This window comes from Herbidospora sp. NBRC 101105 (assembly GCF_030269205.1).
Lineage (GTDB): Bacteria > Actinomycetota > Actinomycetes > Streptosporangiales > Streptosporangiaceae > Herbidospora > Herbidospora solisilvae.
The window spans coordinates 929,358-954,204 of sequence record NZ_BSSX01000002.1; the positions used below are offsets into that span (position 1 = coordinate 929,358).

At 70.1% G+C, this 24,847-nt stretch carries 19 protein-coding genes; 10 read left to right on the forward strand and 9 right to left on the reverse strand.

Annotated features, from left to right (window positions below; genetic code table 11):
- The first annotated feature begins 36 nt into the window (after positions 1-36).
- Both QSK34_RS13070 and QSK34_RS13075 read left to right on the forward strand, forming a co-directional pair.
- On the forward strand, positions 37-1,140 hold the full coding sequence (locus tag QSK34_RS13070; protein ID WP_285583624.1) for a MalY/PatB family protein: 1,104 nt from the start codon (positions 37-39) through the stop codon (positions 1,138-1,140).
- Positions 1,137-1,715, forward strand: coding sequence for a DUF6461 domain-containing protein (locus QSK34_RS13075; protein WP_285583625.1), 579 nt, complete (start codon positions 1,137-1,139; stop codon positions 1,713-1,715). The genes QSK34_RS13070 and QSK34_RS13075 overlap by 4 nt, the downstream gene beginning before the upstream one ends.
- On the opposite strand, the gene QSK34_RS13080 is transcribed toward QSK34_RS13075, so the two are convergent.
- The 3 genes from QSK34_RS13080 to leuS all read right to left on the reverse strand — a co-directional run bounded on the left by QSK34_RS13080 (position 1,682) and on the right by leuS (position 6,357).
- A complete protein-coding gene (locus QSK34_RS13080) occupies positions 1,682-2,017 on the reverse strand; it encodes a hypothetical protein (protein WP_285583628.1) in 336 nt (111 codons plus the stop codon). The two genes, QSK34_RS13075 and QSK34_RS13080, sit on opposite strands and share 34 nt — an antisense overlap.
- 123 nt (positions 2,018-2,140) lie before the next feature.
- On the reverse strand, positions 2,141-3,775 hold the full coding sequence (locus QSK34_RS13085; protein WP_285583630.1) for a cellulase family glycosylhydrolase: 1,635 nt from the start codon (positions 3,773-3,775) through the stop codon (positions 2,141-2,143).
- Positions 3,776-3,903: 128 nt separating this feature from the next.
- Positions 3,904-6,357, reverse strand: coding sequence for a leucine--tRNA ligase (gene leuS, locus QSK34_RS13090; protein ID WP_285583632.1), 2,454 nt, complete (start codon positions 6,355-6,357; stop codon positions 3,904-3,906).
- Between the two features lie 666 nt (positions 6,358-7,023).
- Between leuS and QSK34_RS13095 the strand changes: the two genes are divergently transcribed.
- Positions 7,024-8,844: a hypothetical protein gene (locus QSK34_RS13095; protein WP_285583634.1), complete on the forward strand. Its 1,821-nt coding sequence runs from the start codon at positions 7,024-7,026 to the stop codon at positions 8,842-8,844.
- Here QSK34_RS13095 and QSK34_RS13100 read toward each other — a convergent pair.
- Complete coding sequence (locus QSK34_RS13100) at positions 8,841-10,097, reverse strand: cytochrome P450 (RefSeq protein ID WP_502875451.1); 1,257 nt, start codon at positions 10,095-10,097, stop codon at positions 8,841-8,843. The two genes, QSK34_RS13095 and QSK34_RS13100, sit on opposite strands and share 4 nt — an antisense overlap.
- Before the next feature lie 43 nt (positions 10,098-10,140).
- Positions 10,141-11,682, reverse strand: a complete 1,542-nt coding sequence (locus QSK34_RS13105) for a GMC family oxidoreductase (RefSeq protein WP_285583636.1) — start codon at positions 11,680-11,682, stop codon at positions 10,141-10,143.
- Between the two features lie 94 nt (positions 11,683-11,776).
- Here QSK34_RS13105 and QSK34_RS13110 point away from each other — a divergent pair, with 94 nt between their 5' ends.
- Both QSK34_RS13110 and QSK34_RS13115 read left to right on the forward strand, forming a co-directional pair.
- Positions 11,777-13,300, forward strand: coding sequence for a long-chain-fatty-acid--CoA ligase (locus tag QSK34_RS13110; protein ID WP_285583638.1), 1,524 nt, complete (start codon positions 11,777-11,779; stop codon positions 13,298-13,300).
- 131 nt (positions 13,301-13,431) lie between these two features.
- Entirely contained in the window at positions 13,432-15,957 is a 2,526-nt protein-coding gene (locus QSK34_RS13115) for a PQQ-dependent sugar dehydrogenase (RefSeq protein ID WP_285583640.1), read from the forward strand.
- 54 nt (positions 15,958-16,011) lie between these two features.
- Here QSK34_RS13115 and QSK34_RS13120 read toward each other — a convergent pair whose 3' ends face one another.
- From QSK34_RS13120 to QSK34_RS13130, 3 genes are all read right to left on the reverse strand, one after another.
- Entirely contained in the window at positions 16,012-17,271 is a 1,260-nt protein-coding gene (locus QSK34_RS13120; RefSeq protein WP_285583642.1) for an SAM-dependent methyltransferase, read from the reverse strand.
- A 7-nt stretch (positions 17,272-17,278) separates the two neighbouring features.
- Positions 17,279-18,628: an FAD-binding oxidoreductase gene (locus QSK34_RS13125; RefSeq protein ID WP_502875452.1), complete on the reverse strand. Its 1,350-nt coding sequence runs from the start codon at positions 18,626-18,628 to the stop codon at positions 17,279-17,281.
- A gap of 135 nt (positions 18,629-18,763) precedes the next feature.
- Positions 18,764-19,747 (reverse strand): 2-hydroxyacid dehydrogenase, encoded by a 984-nt coding sequence (locus QSK34_RS13130; protein ID WP_285583643.1) that lies wholly within the window; start codon positions 19,745-19,747, stop codon positions 18,764-18,766.
- Between the two features lie 85 nt (positions 19,748-19,832).
- Here QSK34_RS13130 and QSK34_RS13135 point away from each other — a divergent pair, with 85 nt between their 5' ends.
- Both QSK34_RS13135 and QSK34_RS13140 read left to right on the forward strand, forming a co-directional pair.
- Positions 19,833-20,945 carry a CaiB/BaiF CoA transferase family protein gene (locus tag QSK34_RS13135; protein ID WP_285584010.1) on the forward strand — a complete coding sequence of 371 codons (1,113 nt, stop codon included), beginning with the start codon at positions 19,833-19,835 and terminating at the stop codon, positions 20,943-20,945.
- Positions 20,945-21,604 carry a nitroreductase family protein gene (locus tag QSK34_RS13140; protein ID WP_285583645.1) on the forward strand — a complete coding sequence of 220 codons (660 nt, stop codon included), beginning with the start codon at positions 20,945-20,947 and terminating at the stop codon, positions 21,602-21,604. The genes QSK34_RS13135 and QSK34_RS13140 overlap by 1 nt, the downstream gene beginning before the upstream one ends.
- On the opposite strand, the gene QSK34_RS13145 is transcribed toward QSK34_RS13140, so the two are convergent.
- Positions 21,586-22,047 (reverse strand): GyrI-like domain-containing protein, encoded by a 462-nt coding sequence (locus QSK34_RS13145; protein ID WP_161478801.1) that lies wholly within the window; start codon positions 22,045-22,047, stop codon positions 21,586-21,588. The two genes, QSK34_RS13140 and QSK34_RS13145, sit on opposite strands and share 19 nt — an antisense overlap.
- Positions 22,048-22,111: 64 nt before the next feature.
- On the opposite strand from QSK34_RS13145, the gene QSK34_RS13150 reads away from it, so the two are divergent.
- The 3 genes from QSK34_RS13150 to QSK34_RS13160 all read left to right on the forward strand — a co-directional run bounded on the left by QSK34_RS13150 (position 22,112) and on the right by QSK34_RS13160 (position 24,785).
- Complete coding sequence (locus tag QSK34_RS13150; protein ID WP_161478800.1) at positions 22,112-23,551, forward strand: GuaB1 family IMP dehydrogenase-related protein; 1,440 nt, start codon at positions 22,112-22,114, stop codon at positions 23,549-23,551.
- 62 nt (positions 23,552-23,613) lie between these two features.
- Positions 23,614-24,252: a YflT domain-containing protein gene (locus QSK34_RS13155; RefSeq protein ID WP_285583648.1), complete on the forward strand. Its 639-nt coding sequence runs from the start codon at positions 23,614-23,616 to the stop codon at positions 24,250-24,252.
- Positions 24,253-24,410: 158 nt separating this feature from the next.
- A complete protein-coding gene (locus QSK34_RS13160; protein WP_285583651.1) occupies positions 24,411-24,785 on the forward strand; it encodes an FKBP-type peptidyl-prolyl cis-trans isomerase in 375 nt (124 codons plus the stop codon).
- Positions 24,786-24,847 lie beyond the last annotated feature (62 nt).

The following is a 24,847-nucleotide window of genomic DNA, read 5'->3' on the forward strand; positions in this document are numbered from 1 at the left end:
GATGCGGTCAGCGATGCCCCGTCATACGCTGTTTGCGTGGACTTTGATCAGTTGACGGTGGAGCAGGCCCGCAGGCGCGACGGCACCAAGTGGGCGCAGGCCGCGCCCGACCTGATCCCGGCCTGGGTCGCCGACATGGACTTCCCCGTGGCCGGTCCCATCCGTGACGCGATCATGCACCGGGTCGGCACCGACATGGGCTACCCCGACTGGCCCCTGGAGCAGCCCGGCCTGCCGTTGCCGGAGGTCTTCGCCGAGCGCATGGCCGCCCGCTACGGGTTCCACCCCGACCCCGTCCACGTGCGGCCCTTCACCGATCTCAACCAGTCGTTGCAGGCCCTGCTCGACGTGCTGACCGAACCGGGCGAAGGGGTGCTCGTCCACACGCCGACCTACAACGCCTTCCTGATGACGCTGGAGGCGATGAACCGGCCCCCGGTTCCGATTCCGCTGGTGCCCGACGGGGAGACCTGGCGGGCCGAGCTTCCGGCCGATCCGCGGGGCGCGCGGGTGCTGCTTTTGGTCAATCCACACAATCCGACTGGGCGGTGCTTCACGCGTACGGAGCTGGAGGAGATCGCCGACTACGCCGACCGGCACGACCTGGTGGTGATCTCCGACGAGATCCACGCCGACCTGGTGTTCGCGCCGAACGAGCACCTCCCCTTCGGCCTGCTCCGCCCCGAACGGACCGTGACGATCACATCGGCCAGCAAGGCGTTCAACATGGGCGGGCTGCACTGCGCCATCGCCCACATCGGTTCCGCGCGGGCCCGGGAGGCGCTGGCGACCCGCCCGCCTGCCCTCTACGGCCAGCCGAGTGTCCTCGGCGTCGCGGCCACGGTGGCGGCCTGGCGGGAGTGCGACGCGTGGCTCGACGGGGTCGTCGCCGTCCTCGACCGCAACCGGAAGACCCTGGCGCAGCGGCTTCCGGCGGGGTGGACGTATCGGGTTCCGGAGGCGACCTACCTGGCCTGGATCGACACCGGCATCCCCGACGCCGCGACAGTGCTGGAACGCGAGGCCCGGGTCAAGGTCGCGCCGGGGACGATCTACGGCGCTCCGGACACCTGGATCAGGCTCAATTTCGGCACCTCGGGCCCCATCCTGGACGAACTCCTCGACCGGCTCCCCACATGACCGGCTTATCTCATTACCTGGATCTGCTGGAAGATCAAGTGGCCGCTGGACGACTGGGGGAACACGCCGACGCCCTCACGATCCTGGGCGGCGATCCCCGGTCCGAACGCCGGCTGACGTTCGACGACGCCTACACCTCGGCCTTTCATGACTTCGAGACACGCGGCGCCCTGTGCAGCGAGATCCTGCTCGACCGCGTCGGGTCATGGCTTGTCTGCGTCGAGCCATGGGGTGACGAGGGTTCGGTGTCGGAGACGCTGCTGGCCCTTTCCAAAGGCGGAACCGCGCTCTCCCTGCTGCTGCATTCCATGTCCGCGCACACCTTCAGCTATGCGACCGGCGGCGCGGCGCTGATAGCCGTCACCTGGCTGGACGAACCACGGGTCAGCGGGCAGTTGACCGCTGCCGAGGTCATCGGGGACGTCCCCCTCCTGGACGAGGAACTGGACTCCGACCTCTGGAAGGCGCACGCGCTGACCCTGGCCGAGCGCATCACCGGATTCCGCCTCACCGCCGAATGGCTCAACGAGGAACACCCGTGTTACCGCGGATCCCGGCCCACGCTCACGTACTGAATACGGCTGATCCGCGGATCCCCCACCTCACGGGGCACGATGCCCATTCTCATCCGGCGTTCGATGCGGTCTTGAACGATCTCGCCCAGCGGCGCGTCCCGGTACTTCCGCCAGCGCTTGGGGCGTTTGAGATAAAGGACCTCTTCGACGCCCGCGTGCAGGATCTGGTGTTCACGGCGCCGGTTGGCGCGATGAGGGAAACGTTTGTTGCGGCGAATGTTCTTGCGCGATGACTTGTCGTTCTCGCCGTAGTCGTTACGGCGGTCCTTCGCATAACTGAGGCGCTTCTCACGGCCGATCACAATAAAGGATTTCCCGCACAATGTGCGGATGAAGTACTGGACCGACCGTCTCGCCGCCTATTCGGACGGGCCATTGAGGAAACGACCGGCCCACCCCAAAGCGGGCCGGTCGTCGTCAGGGCGTCAGCTGCAGGTGATCGGGGAGGGCGTCGTGTTGCTGCCGTTCCACGTCCCGTTGAAGCCGAACGTCGCCGAGCCGGTGGCCGCGATCGTGCCGTTCCACGACTCGTTGTTCACCGTGACCTGGGTTCCGGACACGGTGTGCAGGCCACCCCACAACTGGGTGATCGTCTGCCCGTTGGCCCAGTTCCACCGCACCGTCCACCGGCTGATCGCCGCCGACGAGGGCCGCACGGTCACCTCACCCTGGAACCCGCCCGGGTACTGGTTGATGATCCGGTACGTCGCCACGCAGCCCCCCGGAGACGGGGAAGGTGACGGCGACGGGCTGGGAGAGGGCGAGGGCGAGGGCGAAGGAGACGGGGAGGGCGAGGGTGACGGGCTGGGCGAGCCCGACGGGGAGGGGGACGGTGACGGGCTGGTGCCCGGTGGGACCGGGGCGATCAGGTAAGGGCTCAGGATGTTCTGCTTGGCCGTCTGCACGGTCACCCAGTCGTCCAGCACGATGCCGCCCGTGTCGCCCGAGTTCGGGTTCCACGACCAGTAGGTGAACGACATCCCGTTCACGCCCGTCCCGGTGTACTTCATCAGCTCGGTCAGCCAGATGCGGTCGACGTTCGACGTCATCGTCGTGCCGAACTCGCCCATCATGATGGGCGCGATGTTCTGCTTGTACAGGTAGCCCCAGTACCGGTCCCAGATGGCCGGCATGTTCGCGGGGTAGGTCGGGTCGGAGAACCAGGCCTGGTTGTAGACGGACGTCGCGTACTCATGCGGCGAGTACACGAGCCGGTTGGCCACGTTGAGCCGAACCGGGAACTGTCCGGCCTTGGAGAGGTTGCCGCCCCACCATCCGCAGTCCTCGTCGTTCGAGGGGTCGTTGTCCCACACGTTGGAGAGCCCGCCCGAGGGGCACGAGACGCCCTCGACGAAGATCAGCCAGTTCGGCTGGACGGCCAGGATGGCGTTGCCGGCGCGTTCGGCGGCCAGCCGCCAGTCGCGGGTCTCGACGCCGCAGCCCCAGCAGGCGCCGGTGGCGTTCGGGTTGGTGCCGTCGGCGTGGGGTTCGTTGTGCAGGTCGGCGCCGATGACCGTGGTGTTGCCGGCGTAGCGCTGGGCCAGCATGCGCCAGTCGGCGATCCAGGTCGCCTCCGAGACCGTGGGGGTGTACCACAGGGCCGACTGGCCGGCGGAGGTCGGGCGGTGGCGGTCGAGGATGACGCGCATGCCCTTCGAGCCGGCGTACTCGATGACCTTGTCGAGGATCTGCAGGGGAGACAGGCCGACGAGGTCGGGGTTGGTAAAGTCGTTGATGCCGGTCGCGACCGCGCCGGGCTTGAGCGCGTCGTTCGAGAACGGGATGCGCAGGGTGTTGTAGCCGAGCTGGGCCATGTGGTCGAGCTGGGACTTCCACGTCACGCTGGCCCACAGGCCGTGGAAGGTCTTGTTGTCGGTCTCCATGCCGAACCAGTTGATGCCGGTCAGGCGGACCGTCGCGCCGGTGCTGTCGACGATCTTGTTGCCGTTGGTCCGCAGGTAGCCGGTCCCCGTGCCGGCCGCGTTGGCGGGGGTGCCGATCGCCACGAGTAACCCGGCGATCAGCGCGGTCCCCGCCAACCAGGCGGTGAATCTAGCCAAAAGTGCCTCCAAAGCGGGGGCACGCCTGGCCGTCGAGCCGGAACGGGTTCAGGCATGCCCCGCCGAGGCATGCCCTGACCGCACGCCCGACGATGTTCGAGATATCGGCTCGGGCGCCAATGCTGCTCCTACGGCACGATGTTGACCAGCTTGGGCGCCCGCACGATGACCTTGCGGGGGGCGCCGTCGAGGTGGGCCTTGACCTTCTCCGAGTTCAGGGCCAGCGCCTCCAGATCGGTGTCCGAGATGTCCGGTGAAACTTCCAGACGGTCGCGCACCTTGCCGGCGACCTGGACGACCGCGGTGACCGAGTCCTGCACCAGCAGCGCCGGGTCGGCGACCGGCCACGTGGCGCGGGCGACCGACGGCTGGTGGCCCAGCCGCTCCCAGCCTTCCTCCGCCGTGTACGGGGCCACGATCGACAACATCACGGCCAGCGCCTCGGCCGCCTCGCGCACGGCGGGGTCGGCGGCGCCGGGGCCCGAGTCGATCGCCTTGCGCGTGGCCGAGGTCAGCTCCATCAGGCGGGCGACCGCCACGTTGAAGCGGTGGGTCTCGACCAGCTTGGTGACCTCGTCGACGGTCCGGTGGACGACCTTGCGCAGCTCCAGGTCACCGGCCGCGAAGTCGGTTCCGGCGGCGGACGCGTCGGTCATCACGCGCAGCGCGCGGGCCAGGAACTTCAGCGACGCGGCCGGCGAGACGTCGGCCCAGTCGATGTCGTCTTCCGGCGGACCGGCGAACACCATGGTCAGCCGGACCGCGTCGACGCCGAAGTTGTCGATCTGCACGCCCAGGTCGACGCCGTTGCCCAGCGTCTTGGACATGGCCTTGCCGCCGTTGATGACCTGGCCCTGGTTCAGCAGCCGCAGGAACGGCTCGTCCCAGCTGATCATGCCCATGTCGTGGAGGACCTTGGTGAAGAACCGGCTGTACAGCAGGTGCAGCACCGCGTGCTCGACGCCGCCGACGTACTGGTCGATGGGGCCCCACTTCTCGGCCTTGGCCAGGTCGAAGGGGCCGTCGTCGTACTTCGGGTCGAGGTAGCGCAGGAAGTACCACGAGCTGTCGACGAAGGTGTCCATCGTGTCGGTGTCGCGCTTGGCGGGGCCGCCGCACGACGGGCACGGCACGTTGACCCAGTCGGTGGCCGAGGCCAGCGGCGAGACGCCCTTGGGCGCCAGGGCCTCGCCGCGCAGGTCGGGCAGCACGACCGGCAGGTCCTTGTCGGGGACGGGGACCTCGCCGCACTCGCCGCAGTGGATGATCGGGATCGGGGTGCCCCAGAACCGCTGGCGGGACAGCAGCCAGTCGCGCAGGCGGTAGTTGACCGTGGCCTTGCCGGTGCCGCGCTCGGCCAGGATCTCGATGATCTTCTCGATCGCCTCGGCCTTGCTCAGGCCGTCGAGCGGGCCGGAGTTGACCAGCTTGCCCTCGCCCGGGGTCGCCTTGCCGGTCTCGCCCGGGTCGGCCATGCCGGTGTGCACGACGACCTTCACCGGCAGGTCGAACTTCATGGCGAAGTCGAGGTCACGCTGGTCGTGGGCCGGGACGGCCATGATCGCGCCGTGGCCGTAGTCGGCCAGCACGTAGTCGGCGGCCCAGACCGGGATGCGTTCGCCGTTGACCGGGTTGATCGCGTGCACGCCCAGGAAGACGCCGGTCTTCTCCTTCTCGGTCGACATGCGCTCGATGTCGGACAGCTTGGCGACCTCGGCGCGGTAGGCCTCCAGGGCGGGGCGCCGCTCCTCGGTGACGATCTCGGCGGCCAGCGGGGCGTCGGCGGCGACGACGAAGAAGGTCGCGCCGTAGAGGGTGTCGGGGCGGGTGGTGTAGACGGTGACCGGGTCCTTGCGGCCCTCGATCTCGAAGTCGACGTCGGCGCCGGTGCTGCGGCCGATCCAGTTGCGCTGCATGGTCAGCACGCGGTCGGGCCAGCCGCCCTCCAGGCGGGCCATGTCGTCGACCAGGCGGTCGGCGTAGTCAGTGATCTTGAAGTACCACTGGGTCAGCTCGCGGCGGATGACGTCGGCGCCGCAGCGCTCGCACTTGCCCGCGACGACCTGCTCGTTGGCCAGCACCGTCTGGTCGTTGGGGCACCAGTTGACCAGGCCGCCCTTGCGGTAGGCCAGGCCGCGCTCGAAGAAGCGCGTGAACAGCCACTGGTTCCACTTGTAGTACTCGGCGTCGCTGGTGTGCAGGCGGCGGGTCCAGTCGAAGGAGATCGCGTAGCGCTGGAAGCTGGCCGCCTGGGTGTCGATGTTGCTGTAGGTCCACTCGGCCGGGTGGGCGTTGCGCTTGATGGCCGCGTTCTCGGCGGGCAGGCCGAAGGAGTCCCACCCGATCGGGTGCAGGACGTTGTAGCCCTTCAGGAACCAGTAGCGCGCCACGACGTCGCCGATGGCGAACACCTCGGCGTGGCCCATGTGCAGGTCACCGGACGGGTAGGGGAACATGTCGAGCATGTAGCGCCGCGGCCGCGGGTCGGCGTCGTCCTCCACGACGGCGAAGGGCTTCAGTTCCTCCCAGCGGGGCTGCCACTTGGCCTGGAGCGCCTGGGGGTCGTATACCTGCTCGTCCACGTTTGATCTCCTGATTTATCGACACCTGCTTCTTATGGGCAGATTCACGGTGCGAGACACGGCCGACCTTCGGCCGTCCGTGTCTCGCCCATAAGAAAACCCCTCGGCTGAAGCACGAGGGGCGGCCGCGTCGAGGCTGCTGTCAGCTCGTTCGACGCGGCCCGGTAAGAAGCAGGTTCGCGGCACGCATAGAGCAAGGGTAGCGCAGAACGCAAGCGCGACGGGGGCTGCCGCAGGAGGACCATGGTTCTTGCCCGTGAACGAGACGGGGGCGGTCGGGAGAGCGGCCCCCGGATCCTGCTTCCGCCTCCGCCTTGAGCGGACGAGGCGCGGGCGGCCGGGTCCGGCCACTGGCTCGCGCTGCGAGAATGAGGGCCGCCGACGAGCAGGCGCGGATCTTACACCGAGAGTAAAGTGGTGATATCCGATGGTGATAGATCCATTGTGACCTCGGTTGTCCCTTTCGTTTACCCTCATCTCGTGAACCCTGTCGACCCGAGGCATGGCCCGGACTTCCCGCAGGCGGACCTTCCGATGCAGGATCCGCCGACCGACCCCACGGGCGAGACGTTCAGAGGGGGCTTTTCCAGTTTCGCCGCCCCGGCCCCCAGCCCGCATGAGATCATGCCAAGCACGTCTAATTCGGGCATGATCTCGGGAGGTTCCATGCCCTCGGAGCACAGCGATCCACGGCGCGGCCCGGCCTGGCCGGAAGTCCCGCCAGCCTGGCCCGAGGTGCCGCCGCCCGCCGCCTCGTACCCGCCGAATCCGGTCGCCGGGCCGCACGGCCGGCCTGAGGCCGCGCCCTTCGGCGGCCCCCCGGCCCCTTCGCCCGGCGGCTCGTTCCCGCCCAGCCCGGTCGCCGCGCGGCACGACACCCGGCACGAGCGGCCCGACCACCAGACCGGCCCGCAGAGCCCGCCGATCCCCCAGGCCCCGTTCCAGGATCATCCGCCGTTCCCGGTGCCGCCCCCGCCGCCGCCTCCGGTGAGCCCGTTCGGCCCGGCCGACGACTACCCCGCCTTCGGCGCCGCGCCCGCCCCGGCCCGCCCGGCGTCCCCCGCCCCCGAGTTCCCGCCCGTCAGGGCCGGCAGCGGGCCGGTGTTCCCGCCTCCGATGAACCCGCCGGGCTTCCCCGAGCCGCAGGCCGCCCGGCAGCCCGCGCGGACCGACACGGGCCCCGGCTTCCCCGAGCTGCCGCCGGAGGAGGGGCCCTGGGCCTCGGCGCCCAACGTGTTCCCCCGGGCCGAGGAGCGGAACCCGTCGTTCCCGCCCCGGCCGGTCGAGCCCTCCCCGCAGCAGTCGTTCTCCTACCAGGAGCCGGCCACCACGTTCGGCACCCCGCGCGGCCCGTTCGACCCGCGTGTGCCCGCGCCGCCGATGGACCAGCAGCCGTTCCCGCCCGCCCAGCCGGCCCAGGCCGCCGCGCCCGCCACCGACCGCACGGTCACGATGGGCCCGCCCGGCCAGCCCGCGCCCCCGCAGGCCCAACAGGCAACACAGCACACGGCGCAGCAGACGGCCCAGCAGACACTGCAGCAGCCGGCCCAGCCGATGGGTGCGCCGATGCCGCCCGCGCCGCCGCAGAACTACGGCGGTCCGACCACGGGCGAGCACCTCGTGCAGCAGCTCCCCGGCGACGACCCCTACAAGCCGTTCGTCACGGCGGGCCAGATCAGCGGCCCGAAGACGCCCCCGGCGGCCCGGCAGCAGGAGCTGTGGGAGACCGTTTGGGGCGACGGTCAGCACACGACCGACGATGACGACGACGAGAAGGGCAAGCCGGTCTGGCTGTTCGCGCTCGTCGGCTCGGTGCTGGTCGCGCTGATCGTGGCGCTGTTGTGGGCGTTCCTGGCCGGGCCGCTCAGCTCGGCCGCCGAGACCACGGCCCAGCCCGCCCCCTCGGCCAAGCCGTCGGCCACCAAGCCGGCCGCCGCCGCCGCGTCGGGCGGCATCCCCGAGTACGACGGCGAGAAGTCGGCCGTCAAGGGCACCCTCACCGACGAGACGGCCGGGATCTCGATCTCGCAGCTCGGCGGCCAGTGGAAGACCGACGCCGACACCCAGACGGTCATGTCGACCTACGGCTACTCGACCCGCCAGTTCGTCAGCGCCGGGCTCACCTCCAAGGGCAAGCCGTGGTTCGCCACCGTCATGACGGGCAAGCTTCCGGCCGACCTGGCCTCGCAGTACAAGTCGCCGACCGACCTGCGGCCGGTGCTGAACGGCGTGGTGTTCAAGGCCCGCCAGACGATCTTCCCCAGGCCCAACAAGGTCGCCAAGGTCGGCGCGCAGAAGCTGCCCGGCGGTCTGGGCCAGGCCGCCGCCTACAAGGTGACCGACGACGGCGGCGGGACCCTGGTCGTGGTGGCCGCGGTCAACACCGGCGCCGAGGTCCCGTCGATCGTCTACATGATGGTGCCGGACCTGCGCGACGACCTGCTGCCCGACGTCAACACGATCCTCAAGTCGATCAAGAAGGCCTAGAACTCGCAGGTCATGTGCTTCGTCCCGTTGATGAAGCTGGAGAACAACCGCTCGGGTGAGCCGCCCTCGATGGCGGGCACCCGGGTGAGCAGCTCCCGGAACATGACGGTGATCTCGCGCCGGGCCAGGTGGGCCCCGAGGCAGAAGTGGGGCCCGGGGCCGCCGAACCCGACGTGGGGGTTGGGGTTGCGGCCGATGTCGAACCGCAGCGGGTCGTCGAAGACGGCGGCGTCGCGGTTGGCCGACCAGTAGTAGAGGACGACCTTCTCGCCCTTCTTGTACTCGTTGCCGTTCATGACGTGGTCGCGGGTGACCTTGCGGCGCATGTAGTTGACCGGGCTGGCCAGCCGGACGATCTCCTCGACCGCGCCGGGCGCGAGGCCGTCGACGTCGGTGAGCCAGCGCGCCTTCTGGTCGGGGTTGACGGTCAGCAGGCGCAGGCCGTACGAGATGGCGTTTCTGGTGGTCTCGTTGCCGGCCACCACGAGCAGGATGAAGAACGAGCCGAGCTCCTGCAGCGTGAGGCGTTCACCGTCGATGTTGGCGTTGACCAGCGCCGAGATGAGGTCGCCCGTGGGGTTGCGCTCCCGGTGGGCGGCCAGGTCCTGGACGAGCTGCTGCAGCTCCAGCCCGGCGGTGAGCAGGGCGGTGGCGATGGCCTCGGGGTCGCTGACGTATTCGGGGTCCTGCGCGCCGAGGATCATGTTCGAGCGGTCGAAGACGAACCGGTAGTCCTTCTCCGGGATGCCCATCATGTCGCAGATGATCTTCAGGGGCAGGCGGGCCGCGACCTCCTCGACGAAGTCGCACCCCGGGCCCTTCTCCAGCAGGTCGTCGACGATCTTCGTGGCGGCGACCGCGACGTCGTCCTCGAACTGCTTGATCATCTTCGGGGTGAAGGCCCGGGACACGATCCGGCGCAGGCGGGCGTGCCGGGGGTCGTCCATGCTGATCATCGAGCCGAAGTACTCGACGAACTCCGGTGGCATGTCGACGATGTTGGTCGCGCCGCCGTCGCCGGAGCAGAAGACCTCGGGGGTCCGGCTGGCCTCCAGGATGTCCGCGTGCTTCACCAGCGCGTGGTAGCCGAGGCCCTGGCTGGCGAAGGAGACCGTGGGTTCCGCGTAGAAGGGGGGCTTGTCGAGGTCGCGGAGCAACTGGAAGGAGTGTTCCCGGTCGGCCATCGGCCGCTTCCAGAACTCCCAGTCCGACAGGTCGACATCGGCGGCCGAGGTGATCGGCGGCATCGTCATGAGTGGAGCCTCCGGGGGAGGAAAACCAGAACGACATTCGGTATCAATGCTGCCATACCAACTCCGCCGCGCGCTCGGCGATCATCACAACGGGGGCGTGGGTGTGCCCCCGGTTCAGCGTCGGCATGACCGACGCGTCGACCACCCGCAGCCCCTCGACGCCGCGCACCCGCAACTCCGGGTCGACGACCGACTCCTCGTCGGCGCCCATGCGGCAGGTCCCGACCGGGTGGTAGAGCGTCTCGGACCTGTCGCGCACCCATTGGGCCATCTCGTCGTCGGTCTTCGGGTCGGTGTACGGCTCGATCGGCCCGTCGACGTAGGGCCGCAACGCCTCGGCGGCGCCGACGCGCAGGCAGGCCTTGAGCCCGTCGACGAGCCTGCGCAGGTCGGCGGGTTCGGTCAGGTAGCCGGGGTCGATGACGGGATCGCGGCCGTCGAGCGTCACCCGGCCCCGCGACTCGGGCTGGAGCAGCACCGCCGCGACGGTCAGGCCGTGCCCGGCGGGCGGGGTGCGGCCGTGGTCGACGAACACGGCGGGCGCGAAGATGAGCTCGACGTCGGGGGCCGGTTCGGCGTCGGAGGTCCGGATGAACGCGACCGCCTCGGCGACGTTCGAGGTCAGCATGCCCTTGCGGCCGACCAGGTAGCTGAGCAGGTTGGGCACGCTCTCGGCGCCGCTCATCGTGATGGGCTTCGGGCAGCGGAAGTAGGCGCCGGTGGCGAGGTGGTCCATGAGGTTCGCGCCGACGCCGGGCGAGGCGTGCACCACCGGGATGCCGCTCGCCGCGAGCACGCCGGGGTCGCCGATGCCCGACAGCATCAGTAAGTGGGGCGAGCCGATCGCGCCGGCCGCCAGGATGACCTCCTTCCTGGCCACGACCCGCTCCCCGTCGCCGTGTTCCACCGCGACCGCGCGGCCGTTCTCGACCACGACGCGGCGCACCTGCGCGGCGGTCAGCACGGTGAGGTTGGGGCGCGACATGGCCGGGCGGAGGTAGGCGTCGGCGCAGCTCCAGCGGTGGCCGCGGTCCTGGGTGACCGGGGTCGGGCCGTAGCCCTCGTTCGACGGGCCGTTGAGCTCGTCGAGGCGCTTCATGCCGAGTTCCGCGCACGCCCGCAGGAACGCGTCGGTCGCCTCGTTGGGCGAGCGCAGTTCCGAGACGTGGATCGGGCCGCTGGTGCCGTAGACGCCGCCGGCGTTGGAGCCGACGCGGTGCTCGGCGCGGCGGAAGTAGGGTTCGACCTCGTCGTACGACCACCCCGGGACGTTCCACTGGTCGTAGTCGAGGGGGTTGCCGCGCAGCCACATCATGGCGTTCATCGATGAGCTGCCGCCCAGCATGCGGCCCCTCGGCCAGTAGATCTCCCGGCCCGACAGGCCCGGTTGCGGGGTGGTGGTGAAGTTCCAGTCGTAGCTCGTGCCGAACAACTTGCTGAAGCCCGCCGGCATGCGGACCTCCAGCTTGCGGTCGCTGCCGCCGGCCTCGATCAGGGCCACGGTGACCGACGGGTGCTCCGACAACCGGGCGGCCAGCACACACCCGGCCGAACCCGCTCCGACGATGACGTAGTCGAACTCCATCCCTCGTACTTACTCCTCACACCCCGGCCCGACAAGGTTTTATGGTGAGCTACGTACCGGTAGGTATGTCGATCCCCCAACGAGGATGTGGCCCATGCTCAACCTGTCGATCGTGCTGGAGGACAGCGCCCGGGAGGCGCCCGACCGCACCGCCGTCGTCTTCGGTGACCTGCGGTTGTCCTATTCGTTCGTGAACACCGTGGCCAACCAGGTGGCCAACCTGCTGGTGTCGCGTGGCGTCGGGCGGGGTGACAAGGTCGCCCTCGCGTGCCCCAACTCCCCCTACTTCCCGTTCGTCTACTTCGGCATCCTGAAGGCGGGGGCGACGGTCGTACCGCTGAACGTGTTGTTGCAGGGGCGCGAGATCGCCTACCACCTCGACGACTCGGACGCCAAGGCGTTCTTCTGCTTCGAGGGCACCCCCGAGCTGCCCCTCGGCGAGCGCGGCAGGGCCGGGTTCGAGGCGTCCGGCGCGGAGATGTTCTTCGTGCTGCCCGCGACGCCGCTGGCCACCGAGTCGGAGTTCGGCGAGACCATCTGGGCCGCCCTCGGCGGGATGAGCGGGGAGTTCGAGCCCGTCCAGACCGACCCGTCGGACACCGCGGTCATCCTCTACACGAGCGGCACCACCGGGCAGCCCAAGGGCGCCGAGCTCAGTCACCAGAACATGCTGCTCAACGCCATGGTGGCCGACACGATGTTCCCCTCGGCGGGCGACGACGTCTATCTGGCGACGCTGCCGCTGTTCCACTCGTTCGGCCAGACCGTCGTGATGAACGGCGGCTTCCGGCGGCGGGCCACGCTGGTGCTGCTGCCCCGGTTCGAGCCGGTCGAGGCGCTGCGGCTGATGAACGCCGAGGGCGTCACCCTGTTCGCGGGGGTGCCCACCATGTACTGGGCGCTGCTGACGACCGTCCACGCCGGCGGCGGGCAGGTGCCCACCACGCTGAAGACCGCCTGCTCGGGCGGCGCGGCGCTGCCGGTCGAGGTGCTGAAGGACTTCGAGACCACCTTCTCGGTGCCGATCCTGGAGGGGTACGGGCTCTCGGAGACCTCCCCCGTCGCCTCGTTCAACCAGCCGGGCAAGGTGGCGAAGGCCGGGTCGATCGGCACCCCGATCTGGGGCGTCGAGATGAAGCTCATCGACGCCGCCTGGAACACCGCCGAGGAGATCGGCGAGATCGCCATCCGCGGCCACAACGTCATGAAGGGCTATTACAACCGGCCCGAGGCGACCGCCGAGGTGATGAACGACGGCTGGTTCCGCACTGGCGACATCGCCACCCGCGACGAGGACGGCTACTACTTCATCGTCGACCGCGCCAAGGACATGATCATCCGTGGTGGTTTCAACGTCTATCCGCGGGAGATCGAGGAGGTGCTGATGACCCACGAGGCCGTCTCGCTGGCCGCCGTCGTCGGCGTCGCCCACGAGTCGCTCGGCGAGGAGATCAAGGCCTACGTCATCCTCAAGCCCGGGGCGACCGTCACGGAGGAGGCGCTGGTCGGGTGGGGGAAGGAGATGATGGCGCAGTACAAGTACCCCCGCGTCGTCGAGTTCCGCGACGCCCTCCCGATGACCGCGACGGGCAAGATCCTGAAGCGCGAACTGCGCTGAGACGCACCGCGGGCCGCGCCGGTTCCATTCCGGCGCGGCCGTTCAGTGCCGGATTTTGGATGATTCCGTCCTGGCGAAGCGGGTAGGGAGCGCGCGTGCCGCCGTAGTCGATGTCGGGGAGAGACAACTCCATGCGCGCGCTCACCGGTTCGTTACTGCTGCTCGTGACCGGCGCACTCATCACCGGATCGGTGATGGTGCCCGTGTCCACGGCCAGTACGCAGACACCACCGAAACGCACGACACCTTATGTGAAGGGAATCCGGTACGAGGCCGAGACGGCCGCCATATCCCGTGGCGTGGTCCAGAAACGAGTCTGGGGCTACACCGGGCGTGGTTACGTCAACGGCGCCGACCGCCGCGGCAACTTCGTCGAGTGGACGGTCACCCCGCTGGCAGCGGGGAACAACCACGTCCACATCCGCTATCTGACCAGCCGCACCCTCCAGGCCGACCTCGTCGTGAACGAGGAGGTCGTCGCCGAGGACGTGCGGTTCCGGCCGTCCCGCTGGTGGCGCACCCTCGCCCTGGCGGTCGACCTGCCCGAGGGCGAGTCGTCGATCCGGATCGTCGCCACCACGAGGCGGGGCAACCCCCACCTCGACAGCATCACCCTGTTCCCGGTCCCCCCGGCGCCCACGGCCCCGCCCACGGCGGAACCGACGCCTGAGCCGACGCCGGAACCCACGCCGACACCATGTGTCAGCCCGATGCCGCCGGGCGGCGAGACCCCGCCTCCCGCACCGGAGCCGACCCTGCCCGACGACGGCTGCGTCGTCCCGGAACCGTGCCCGACCTGGAGCCCGGACCCCACCCCCTCGGTCCCGCCGTCGGAGACCCCGACCGCGATCCCCTCGGAGACCCCCTCCGAGACCCCCTCCGCGACGCCCTCTGAGACGCCCTCTGAGACGCCCTCCGCGATGCCGGGTGTGGCCGCGCGCACGCAGACCGAGGCGACCACGGGCCCGCTGCCGACGCCGAGCGAGAGCGTGCCGCCCGCCCCGGAGCCGACGCCGACCGTGACCTGCACACCGCCGCCGCCGTGCGACCTGGAGGTCGTCCGGCCGATCGACACGGCGCCCGGAGTCCCGCAGGCCACGATCCCGGTCCCGACGCCCGAGCCGACTCCGCCTGGCTTCCCCGAGGACCCGGCGCCGACGCCGGACATCCCGATCCCGACCCCGTCGAGCGGGCCGTCGGAGCCGGCGCCGTCCCTGACGGTCACGCCGACCGCGACGCCCACCTGCACTCCGCCGCCGCCGTGTCCGACCGTCCCGGCGGAGACCCCCGTGCCCGAGACCGTGACGACGTTCACGACGCCGGAGCCGAGCCCGTCGGTCACTCCCTCCGAGACGCCGACCAGCCTGCCGACCGTCTCGGAGACGCCGACGACGCCGGTCACCCCCACGCCGACGCCGACCTGCACCGCTCCCCCGGTCGAGACGCCTCCGGCGACTCCGACCCCCGAGCCCACGCCTCCGGCCGAGAGCCCGACGCCCGAGCCGACTCCTCCGGTCGAGACGCCGTCCGTCGACCCGACGCCCATTGTCGAGCCCACCCCGCCCGTCGACCCGACGCCCACCGTCGAGCCGACCCCGACCCCGCCCGTGGACCCGACGCCGACCGTCGAGCCCACCCCGACGCCCACGCCCACCGCTCCCGGCGGCGGAGGTGGCGCGCCCGGGACGCCCGAGGTGGTCTCCGAGCAGTGGACCGTCCCCTGGGACGTCGCCTGGTCACCCACCGGTGACTTCGCGCTGGTCACCGAGCGGGACAGCTTCAAGGTCTTCCGCGTGAACAAGGACGGCACCCGGACCGAGGCCGGAACCGTGCCGGAGTCGGTGCGGACCGGCGGTGAGGGGGGCCTGATGGGCGTGGCCTTCTCGCCGGGGTGGAACGGCGACGGCGACAAGGAGGTGTTCTTCATGCACTCCTCGTCCGACGGCAACCGCGTCGCGAAGATGGAGTACGACGGCACGTCGCTGACGGCGTACACGCCGATCCTGACCGGGATCAAGAAGAGCACCTACCACAACGGCGGCCGGCTGAAGTTCGGCCCCGACGGGTTCCTCTACGTCTCCACCGGAGACGCGCAGGAGACCAGCCTGTCGCAGGACCCGAACTCGCTGAACGGCAAGATCCTGCGCATCACCAAGACCGGCGAGGCCGCCGAGGGCAACCCCGGCGGGTCCCGCGTCTACTCGCTCGGCCACCGCAACGCGCAGGGCCTGGCCTGGGACTCCGAGGGCCGCCTGTGGTCGGCCGAACTGGGCGCGAGCTCGACCGACGAGCTCAACCTGATCGAGCCGGGCAAGAACTACGGCTGGCCGAAGTGCGAGGGCCCGTGTGACGAGCCGGGCATGACCAACCCGAAGAAGACCTGGTCGACGGCCGAGGCGTCGCCGAGCGGCATCGCGATCGTCGACGACGTCGTCTACATGGCGGCGCTGCGCGGCAAGCGGCTCTACGCGATCCCGCTCACCGGCACCGAGGCGGGCGACCCGGTCGCCCACTTCACCGACACCTACGGCCGCCTGCGCGCGGTCGAGAAGGTGCCCGACGAGCAGGCGATCTGGATCACCACCAGCAACGCCGACGACAACGGCGGCCGGCCCGACGGCTCCGACCGCATCGTCAAGGTGAGCCTGAACTCCTAGAGAAAAGGAAAGACCCCCGGGCGTCGCAGCCCGGGGGTCTTCTTCTTCGTACGGTCAGGGCCAGTTCAGCGCGGGCCGGAGCGCCACGTGGGACTTGCGGTCCTCATCGAGCTTGACGCCGAGCACCTGGTGGAGCTGGACCTTGTTGCGTTCGAAGCCGACGATGCAGCCGGCCATGTAGAGACGCCACACGCGGGCGGTGCCCTGGCCGACCTCGGCCACGGCCTCGTCCCAGTGGTCGTCGAGGTTCCTGCACCAGTCGCGGAGGGTCAGCGCGTAGTGCTCGCGCAGGTTCTCCTCGTGGCGGATCTCGTAACCGAGGTCCTCCATCTCGCGGACCAGCGTGCCGACCGACTCGAGTTCCCCGTCGGGGAAGACGTAGCGGTTGATGAAGCCGGTGCGGTTGATGGAGCGTTCTTTTCCGGACGGGCGGGTGATGCAGTGGTTGAGCAGCCTGCCGCCCGGCTTGAGCTTGCCGTACAGGAATGAGAAGTAGCTCTTCAGTTGGTTGGCGCCGATGTGCTCCGTGAGACCGATGGAGCTGACCACATCGAAGTCGCCTTCCGGTACGTCGCGGTAGTCGGAGAATCGCACCTCAGCGAGGTCTCCGAGGCCTTCTTCCGCGATGGCCTTCTGCGCCCACTCGGCCTGCTGCTTCGACAGCGTCACGCCGAGCGCCTTCACTCCGTACTCCTTGGCCGCGTGGCGGACCATGCTGCCCCAGCCGCAGCCCACGTCGAGCAGCCGCATGCCGGGCTTCAGGTCGAGCTTCTTGGCGACCAGGTCGAACTTGGCGAACTGCGCCTCCTCCAGCGTGCTGTCCTGGCGCGGGTAGACCGCGCAGGTGTACGCCATCGAAGGGCCGAGCACCCATTCGTAGAACGTGTTGGACACGTCGTAGTGGTGGTGGATGGCCTCGGCGTCACGCTGTTTGGCGTGCCGGCTGCCGAGTTTGGCCATCGCCGACCGCCGCACCTCCTGCGGGGGCAGCGGCACCCGCATGAGCAGCGGCTTGGGCCCAAGGGCCCGGATGGCGGCGACCTTCTCCGAAAGCGGCAGATCGTTGATCGTGAGCGACCACATCCGGTCGAGCAGCGTATACATGTCGCCGTGCACGTCGAGGTGCCCGGATACATACGCCCTGGCCAGCCCCATTTCGCCGGGTGCCTGCGCGAGGTAGGCCACCGCGACGGGAGACTTGACCTCGATCCGGATGTCGGCCGACGACGGGCCCGCCTTGCTCCCGTCGTAGGCGTGGAACTCGATGCCGGCTCCCGTGCCGACGACCTTCTCGAAGATCTCGGCGAGTGTCATGCGTGCATCACCTTCCCCGTACACACTTCTCATACAGGTCAAGCAGCCGACCTCCGGGGTCGTACGCCCGCTTGACCGGCCAGTAGGCCTCCCCGTTGTAGAACTCCCAGAACTCCTCGCGTTCGTAGTAGGACGACGAGTAGAGGGATTTGTGCCCTTCGAGCTGGTGGACGGCCTGCTCGATCGCGCGGTTGTAGTAGCCGTCCTGCTGGCCCCGGGGCAGGGCCACCATGCCCCAGAATCCGAAGTTCACGTAGAGGCGACCGGTCTCCAGCGGATAGAGCGACCAGTCGCGTGTCGCCCTGAGGGGGCACATCCACACGGGGGTCATCCCGACGTGGTTGACATAGAAGTCCAGGAACTCGGCGCCGCGATCGATCGGCACCTCGATGTCCTGGATCACCGACTCCTGCGGGGGGTTGCCCCGCCAGCGGTCGATTCGGGCGGTGATGCCATGACGCTGGTCGAGCCCGACCAGCTTGCGGTAGACGTCGGACCGCATCCAGCGCTTGGGCATCAGGGATCGCACCAGCGGCTGCTGGACGCCGAACGCGCGGGAGCACCAGAACCAGTCGGTGTCCCAGCGCCAGAGGTAGTCGCGCACGGTCAGCCAGTCGCGGCTGCGGCTGCGCATCGACTGCCAGTAGATGCGCATGCCGGTGTAGTCGGATGCGTAGGGCGCGCGGTCGGCGAAGGTGCCGACGGTGATGTACATCTCGTCGGGCGAGTGGTAGGTGCCGTCGACGAAGTCGACCTTCTCGCCCTCGTGCTCCCGCCGGTCGCAGATCTCCTGCATGGCCAGCATGCACTTGGCCGCGTCGGTGAAGCGCAGGTGCGTGAGTTTCACGTACGGCTTGACCGGCGCGAGCCTGATCTTGATGCGCAGGGCGTAGCCGAGCGTTCCGTAGGAGTTCGGGAAGGCGTTGAAGAGGTCCGCGTACTCGTTGTCCGCACGTGCGACGAGGATGCGCCCGTCACCCGTGAGGATCTCCAGCTCCTCCACGGATTCGTGGGGCAGGCCGTCCTTGAAGCTCGTGGACTCGATGCCGAGCCCGGTGACCGCGCCCCCCAGCGTGATCGTCTTGAGCTGCGGCACCACGTAGGGCATCAGGCCGTGGGGCAGGGTGGCGTCGACGAGGTCCTCGTACGTCGTCATGCCCTGGACCTCGGCGGTCATCGTCTCGGGGTCGACGCTGATGACCTGGTCGAGATCGCGCGCCGAGAGCTTGGCCCCGTGGGCCGGCTCGCGGAAACGGAAGAGGTTCGTGGTGGCTTTGGCCAGTCGTGGGGCCGAGCCGTCGGGAATCGCCGCGTAGGAGTCGCGAATCTGCTCGACCGCTCTCCTATGGGTGGTCATACTGGTCATGCGCTCGGGCATGACGCCACCCCCATATGTAGTCGTGATAGAGATCTTCCCAAGCGCACCATATCCCCCTAAACCCCCGCATACCAGACTCGACACGTTAAGCACCGGAAAACTGTCCACACCTGGTCAACGGCGTTTTACGACGGGATTCACACCGTTCACCACGTTGATGACGGGCGCTCCGCCGACGGCCGCCGCGAGGTTCCCGACCACACACTGGACGAGCCGCGTGGTCGACTGCGGGGTCACCCCGGCGGCGTGCGGCGACAGCAGGATCCGGTCGTCGGACCGCAGCGGGTCGTCGAGCGGCAGGGGCTCGGTGGTGAACACGTCGAGCGCCACCCCGGCGAGGTTGCCCGCCTCGATCAGCGCCTTCTCGTCGACGATCCCGCCCCGGGCCGCGTTGACCAGGAACGAGCCGGGTTTCATCGTCGCCAGCCGGCCGGCGTCGAACAGGCCCCGCGTGTCGTCGGTCAGCGCCACGACGATCACCACGATGTCGCTGGTGGCGACCAACTGGTCGAGGTCCTGGTAGGCGGCGCCGTAGGTCTCCTGCCGGGGAGAGCGCGACCAGTAGGCCACCTCGCAGCCCATCGCCCCGAACATCCGGGCGCAGGCCGCGCCTATCGGGCCGAACCCGACCAGGCCGACCTTGCACGACGACAACTCCCTCGGCTGGAGGGTGAGCTGCGGCCAGTCGCCCGCCCGCACCGCCGCGTCGCCCTGGACGAGCCGCCGGACCAGCGCGAACGCCGACGCCACGCACCATTCGGCGACCGCGATGGCGTTCACCCCGGCCGTGTTGGCCAGCGGCACCCCGGCGTCGGCGAGCGCGGCGAGGTCGTGCCCGTCGACCCCGACGGCGGGCTGCTGGACGAACGCCAGCTTCGGCGCGCGCGCCACCGCCTCGGCGTCGAGCACGAGCTGGGAACTCCAGTCGCCGACGACGATCTCGGTCTCGGGCAGCAGGTCGAGCACGGCGGCGCGGTCCCTGCTCGCGGGGGTGACGACGTCGATCCGGTCGCCCAGACCGGACAGGAGCCCGCGAACCGCGTCGGCGGGCAGCGGCGGCAGCGCCAGCAACCGCCAGGGACGCCCTAAGTCGGTCATGCGCTCAGCCTGCCATGCCGCGCCCGACACGCCACGACCGGGTTGCGAGTCGTTGCCGAATGTTGTTCTACTGACCCTCGTGACCATGGAGACGGGCGGCCCCTTGGCCGGGATCAGGGTGCTGGAACTGGCCGGGCTCGCCCCCGGCCCGTTCGCCGGGATGATGCTCGCCGACCACGGCGCCTCGGTGTTGCGGATCGACCGGGTCTCCGCCGTGTCCGACAAGCCCCGGCGCGAGGTGATGGACCGGGGCAAGCGCACGGTCGGGCTCGACCTGAAGTCGCCCGAGGGCGTGGCCGCCTTCCTCGAACTGGCCCGGCACGCCGACGCGGTGATCGAGGTCTTCCGCCCCGGCGTGGCCGAACGCCTCGGGATCGGCCCCGCCGACCTGCACGCCGTCAACGAGCGACTGGTCTACGGACGGCTGACCGGATGGGGCCAGGACGGCCCGCTGGCCCCCCGGGCCGGGCACGACATCGACTACGTCGCCATCTCGGGGGTGCTCTCCCAGCTCGGCCGGGCCGGGGAGCGGCCCATGCCGCCGATCAACCTCCTGGGCGACTTCGCGGGCGGGGGGCTGATGCTCGCGTACGGGATCCTGCTCGCCCTGATCGAACGCGAGCGCACCGGCCGGGGCCGGGTGGTCGACGCCGCCATGGTCGACGGAGCGGCCGTGTTGTTCTCGATGTTCTACTCGCTCACCCAGTCGGGCTTCTGGGGGCCGAGGGGCACGAACCTGCTCGACGGCGGAGCGCCGATGTACGACACCTACGAGACCAAAGACGGGAAGTACATGGCCGTCGGCGCGCTGGAACCCCAGTTCTGGGGCGAGCTGGTGGCCCGTCTCGGCGTGCCCGGCATGCCCGACCAGGACCCGCGGAACTGGCCGGAGATCAGGGAGCGGCTCACCGAGGCCTTCAAGACGCGCACCCGCGCCGAGTGGGAGGCCGTCTTCGCCGACTCCGACGCGTGCGTCTCCCCCGTCCTGGACCTGGCCGAGGCGCCCGACCACCCCCACAACGTCGCGCGCGGCACCTTCGTCGAGGTCGGCGGCGTGGCGCAGGCGGCCCCCGCGCCCCGCCTGCTGGGCGCCGCGACCGGCGACCTGGCCCCCGCCACCCGCCTCGACGACCTGACCGCGTGGGGCCTGCCCGAAGAGACGGCGACCCGCCTGCGAGCACAAGGAGTACTGGCCTGATGGACCTGCTGGAGGCCCTCTACACGACCCGCGCGATGCGCCGGGTCAAGCCCGACCCCATCCCCCTCGACGTCCAGGAGCAGATCATGGACGCCGCCGTCCGCGCCCCGAGCGGCGGCAACGCGCAGGGCTGGCGTTTCCTGCTGGTCGACGACCAGCAGGTCAAGGACCGGCTCGCGCCCCTCTACCAGGACGCGCTGGCCCGCCTCTACGCCGGCCACTACAAGCGCCAGCGCGAGATCGCCGAGGCCGCCGGAGACCAGCGGTCGCTGAACGTCATGAAGTCGTCCCAGCACCTCGCCGACCACTTCGCCGAGTATCCGCTGCTGCTGTTCGCCTTCACCCGCAACGACCCCAGCGGCGGCTCGATCTTCCCGTCGGTCTGGAGCGCCCAGCTCGCCGCCCGCGGCCACGGCGTCGGCACCGCCCTCACCACGGTGCTGGGCCTGTTCCACGCCGCGGAGGCGATGAAGATCCTCGGCGTGCCGGAGGGGAAGGGCTGGGAACTCGCCTGTACGGTCACCTTCGGCTACCCGACGGGCAGGTGGGGCGTGGCCCCCCGGCGTCCGGTCCACGAGGTGAGCTACCGCAACCAGTGGGGCGAGCCGGTCGGCTTCGAGGCCGACGAGCCCCTGTGGGGCTATCCGGCCTCGGAGTAGGTGGGCCGGGCCGCGATGTAGAGGTCGACGCCGGCCTGGTGGTGGACCTCCAGGTCGGTCGTGAACGAGCGGCGCTCGGGGTGCTGCCAGAGGAACTGCCAGGCCTCGATCAGCGTCTGGGGCAGCGGGCCGCGGACCTCCAGGTGGAGGCTCGGCACCCCGGGCACCCGCACCGCGACCATGCCCTCGGGCAACCGCGCGGCGGTGTGAACCGCTATGCCGATAATCTGGGTGTATGCCCCGGTGTGATCGCTTTCGTAGTCGGTCAGCACGGCGTAGATGTTCTCGTCGACCCGTCCCGGCACGTGCGCGAAGGCGCCCGGCGCCCCGGCGCGCTGCCACAACGCCGGCAGCCGGGCACGCTCCGGGTCGGCCTCGGCCTCGTTGGTCGTGCGGGTGGCGTAACCCACGACGAGCAGCTCAGGCCTGTCGGCAATGATCAAGATCGTTCCCCTCGACGAATGGTGATCACCGCAATCTTATTTAACCCAAGTAGTCTGGACAGACGTGCGATTCCTCAACGACATGACCCCGCCGTACGACCTCACCTACAGCGACGTCTTCATGGTCCCATCGAGGTCGGACATCGGGTCGCGACTCGCCGTCGACCTGTCCTCCCCTGACGGCACCGGCACCACCATCCCGATCGTGGTCGCCAACATGACCGCCGTCGCCGGCCGCCGCATGGCCGAGACGGTCGCCCGGCGCGGCGGCATCACCGTCATCCCGCAGGACATCCCGATCGACGTCGTCTCCGATGTGATCTCCTGGGTGAAGAGCCGGGACCTCGTCCACGACACCCCGATCACCCTCACCGCCCACGACACCGTCGGCGAGGCGCTGACCCTGCTGCCCAAGCGGGCCCACGGCGCGGTCATCGTGGTCGACCTCGACAACCGGCCCGTCGGGGTCGCCACCGAGGCCGACTGCCAGGGGGTCGACATGTTCACCCAGCTCGGCGAGGTGATGACGCCCTCGCCGCAGGTGCTGCCCGAGGGCATCGACCCGCAGACGGCCTTCGACCTGCTGCACGACCGGCGGCACAAGCTGGCCCCGGTCGTCGACGAGGAGGGCCGGCTGGTCGGCGTCCTGACCCGCACGAACGCGCTGCGCGCCACCCTCTACCAGCCCGCGGTCGACGGCTCGGGCCGGCTGCGGATCGCGGCGGCGGTCGGCATCAACGGCGACGTCGCCGCGAAGGCCAAGGAACTGGTCGACGCCGGGGCCGACGTGCTCGTCGTCGACACCGCCCACGGCCACCAGGAGAAGATGCTCGCCGCGCTGAAGGCGGTGCGCGCCCTCGACCCGGGGGTGCCGGTGGCGGCCGGGAACGTGGTCACCGCCGAGGGCGTCAGGGACCTGGTCGAGGCCGGGGCCGACATCGTCAAGGTCGGCGTCGGGCCGGGCGCGATGTGCACCACCCGCATGATGACCGGCGTCGGCCGCCCGCAGTTCTCGGCCGTGCTCGAATGCTCCCGCGAGGCCCGCCGCCTGGGCCGCCACGTGTGGGCCGACGGCGGCGTGCGGCACCCGCGCGACGTCGCGCTCGCGCTGGCCGCCGGGGCGTCCAACGTGATGATCGGCTCGTGGTTCGCCGGGACGTTCGAGTCGCCCGGCGACACCCGCACCGCCGCCGACGGCCGCCGCTACAAGGAGAACTTCGGCATGGCCTCGGCCCGCGCCGTCAAGCTGCGCACCGCCGAGGACACCCCGTTCGACCGGGCCCGCAAGGCGCTGTTCGAGGAGGGCATCTCCACCTCGCGCATGTACCTCGACCCGGCCCGCCCGGGGGTGGAGGACCAGATCGACGCCATCGTGGCGGGCCTGCGCTCCTCCTGCACGTACGCCGGCGCGACCAGCCTCCAGGAGTTCCACGAGAGGGCGGTCGTGGGCGTGCAGAGCGCGTCGGGCTACAGCGAGGGCATGCCGCTCCACCAGAGCTGGTGATTTGACGGGCCGTGCGGGTAGAGGGCGGGTCTTCCACCACGAACTCTGAGGAGAAGGCTCTGATGTACGAAACGCCCACGCACGGCCCGGCCATGCCTCTGGCGGACCGGCGCCTGCTCGTCAGCTACGACCGCTACACCGCCGCCCAGAAGACCGTCGACACGCTGTCGGACGCCGGTTTCCCGGTCCAGGAACTCGCCATCGTCGGCACCGACCTCCGCATGGAGGAGAAGGTCACCGGCCGCCTCACCAACGGCCGCGCGGCGTTAACCGGGGCCGTCAGCGGCGGGGTCTTCGGCCTCGTCGTCGGCCTGTTCCTGGGGCTGTTCACGACCACGACCACCTCCTTCGTCGCGCTGGTCCTGTGGTCGATCCTGTGGGGCGCGATCGCCGGGGCGGCGTTCGGCTTCACCAGCCACATGTTCCAGGGCGGCGTCCGCGACTTCACCTCCCGCAACTCGATCGTGGCCGGACGCTACGACGTCCTGGTGACGGCGGGCGTCTGGGAGCGGGCGCAGACCATCCTCCAGGGCGGCCTGGCCCCCGCGGACACCGTCGTCGTCGAGCGCCCGCCGAGCGCCGGCCCGGTGCCGCCCACGACCACCGACGCGACCACCGACGGGACGACCGCTGAGCACGAGATCCCGGCCCAGCGCCGTCCCGAGGACGCCGAGGCGGACACGGGCACCAAGCGCCGGTGACCCCGACGGGCGACACGCCCGGCGGGGCGCTCGGGGGTGCCGGTAGAGTCGTGCGGTCCGGCCCGCAGAGCGGTCGGCGGCCGGTCGGGGGCGGCGCGTCACTCCGGCCGGCGTGTCCGGGCGAACCGAACGGCGCGCCTTGAAACAAGGAGACCCACGTGGCACTCGAGAAGCCCGAGATCGACTTTCCGGAGGGCAAGGCGCCCGCCGACCTGGAGATCGTCGACCTGGTGGTCGGCGACGGTCCTGAGGCCAAGCCGGGGCACACCGTGAGCGTGCACTACGTCGGCGTCGCCTTCTCCACCGGCGAGGAGTTCGACGCCTCGTGGAACCGCGGCGACACCTTCCAGTTCCCCCTCGGCGGCGGCCGGGTCATCGCCGGCTGGGACCAGGGCGTGGCCGGCATGAAGGTCGGCGGACGCCGCCGCCTCACCATCCCGCCGCACCTGGGTTACGGCAACCGGGGCGCCGGCCGGGCCATCAAGCCCGGAGAGACCCTGATCTTCGTCGTCGACCTGCTCGACGTGAGCTGACGTTCGCCCGTTCGTCACGGCCCGGTCCCCGCGAGGGCACCGGGCCGTGGCGTTGGCGGGGC

Bases quoted from the DNA above. Each gene is read 5' to 3' on its own strand.
- QSK34_RS13075 (WP_285583625.1), top strand. From the start codon at position 1,137: ATGACCGGCTTATCTCATTACCTGGATCTGCTGGAAGATCAAGTGGCC.
- QSK34_RS13095 (WP_285583634.1), top strand. From the start codon at position 7,024: ATGCCCTCGGAGCACAGCGATCCACGGCGCGGCCCGGCCTGGCCGGAA.
- QSK34_RS13100 (WP_502875451.1), bottom strand. From the start codon at position 10,097: ATGACGATGCCGCCGATCACCTCGGCCGCCGATGTCGACCTGTCGGAC.
- QSK34_RS13105 (WP_285583636.1), bottom strand. From the start codon at position 11,682: ATGGAGTTCGACTACGTCATCGTCGGAGCGGGTTCGGCCGGGTGTGTG.
- QSK34_RS13110 (WP_285583638.1), top strand. From the start codon at position 11,777: ATGCTCAACCTGTCGATCGTGCTGGAGGACAGCGCCCGGGAGGCGCCC.
- QSK34_RS13115 (WP_285583640.1), top strand. From the start codon at position 13,432: ATGCGCGCGCTCACCGGTTCGTTACTGCTGCTCGTGACCGGCGCACTC.
- QSK34_RS13120 (WP_285583642.1), bottom strand. From the start codon at position 17,271: ATGACACTCGCCGAGATCTTCGAGAAGGTCGTCGGCACGGGAGCCGGC.
- QSK34_RS13125 (WP_502875452.1), bottom strand. From the start codon at position 18,628: ATGACCACCCATAGGAGAGCGGTCGAGCAGATTCGCGACTCCTACGCG.
- QSK34_RS13130 (WP_285583643.1), bottom strand. From the start codon at position 19,747: ATGACCGACTTAGGGCGTCCCTGGCGGTTGCTGGCGCTGCCGCCGCTG.
- QSK34_RS13135 (WP_285584010.1), top strand. From the start codon at position 19,833: ATGGAGACGGGCGGCCCCTTGGCCGGGATCAGGGTGCTGGAACTGGCC.
- QSK34_RS13140 (WP_285583645.1), top strand. From the start codon at position 20,945: ATGGACCTGCTGGAGGCCCTCTACACGACCCGCGCGATGCGCCGGGTC.
- QSK34_RS13155 (WP_285583648.1), top strand. From the start codon at position 23,614: ATGTACGAAACGCCCACGCACGGCCCGGCCATGCCTCTGGCGGACCGG.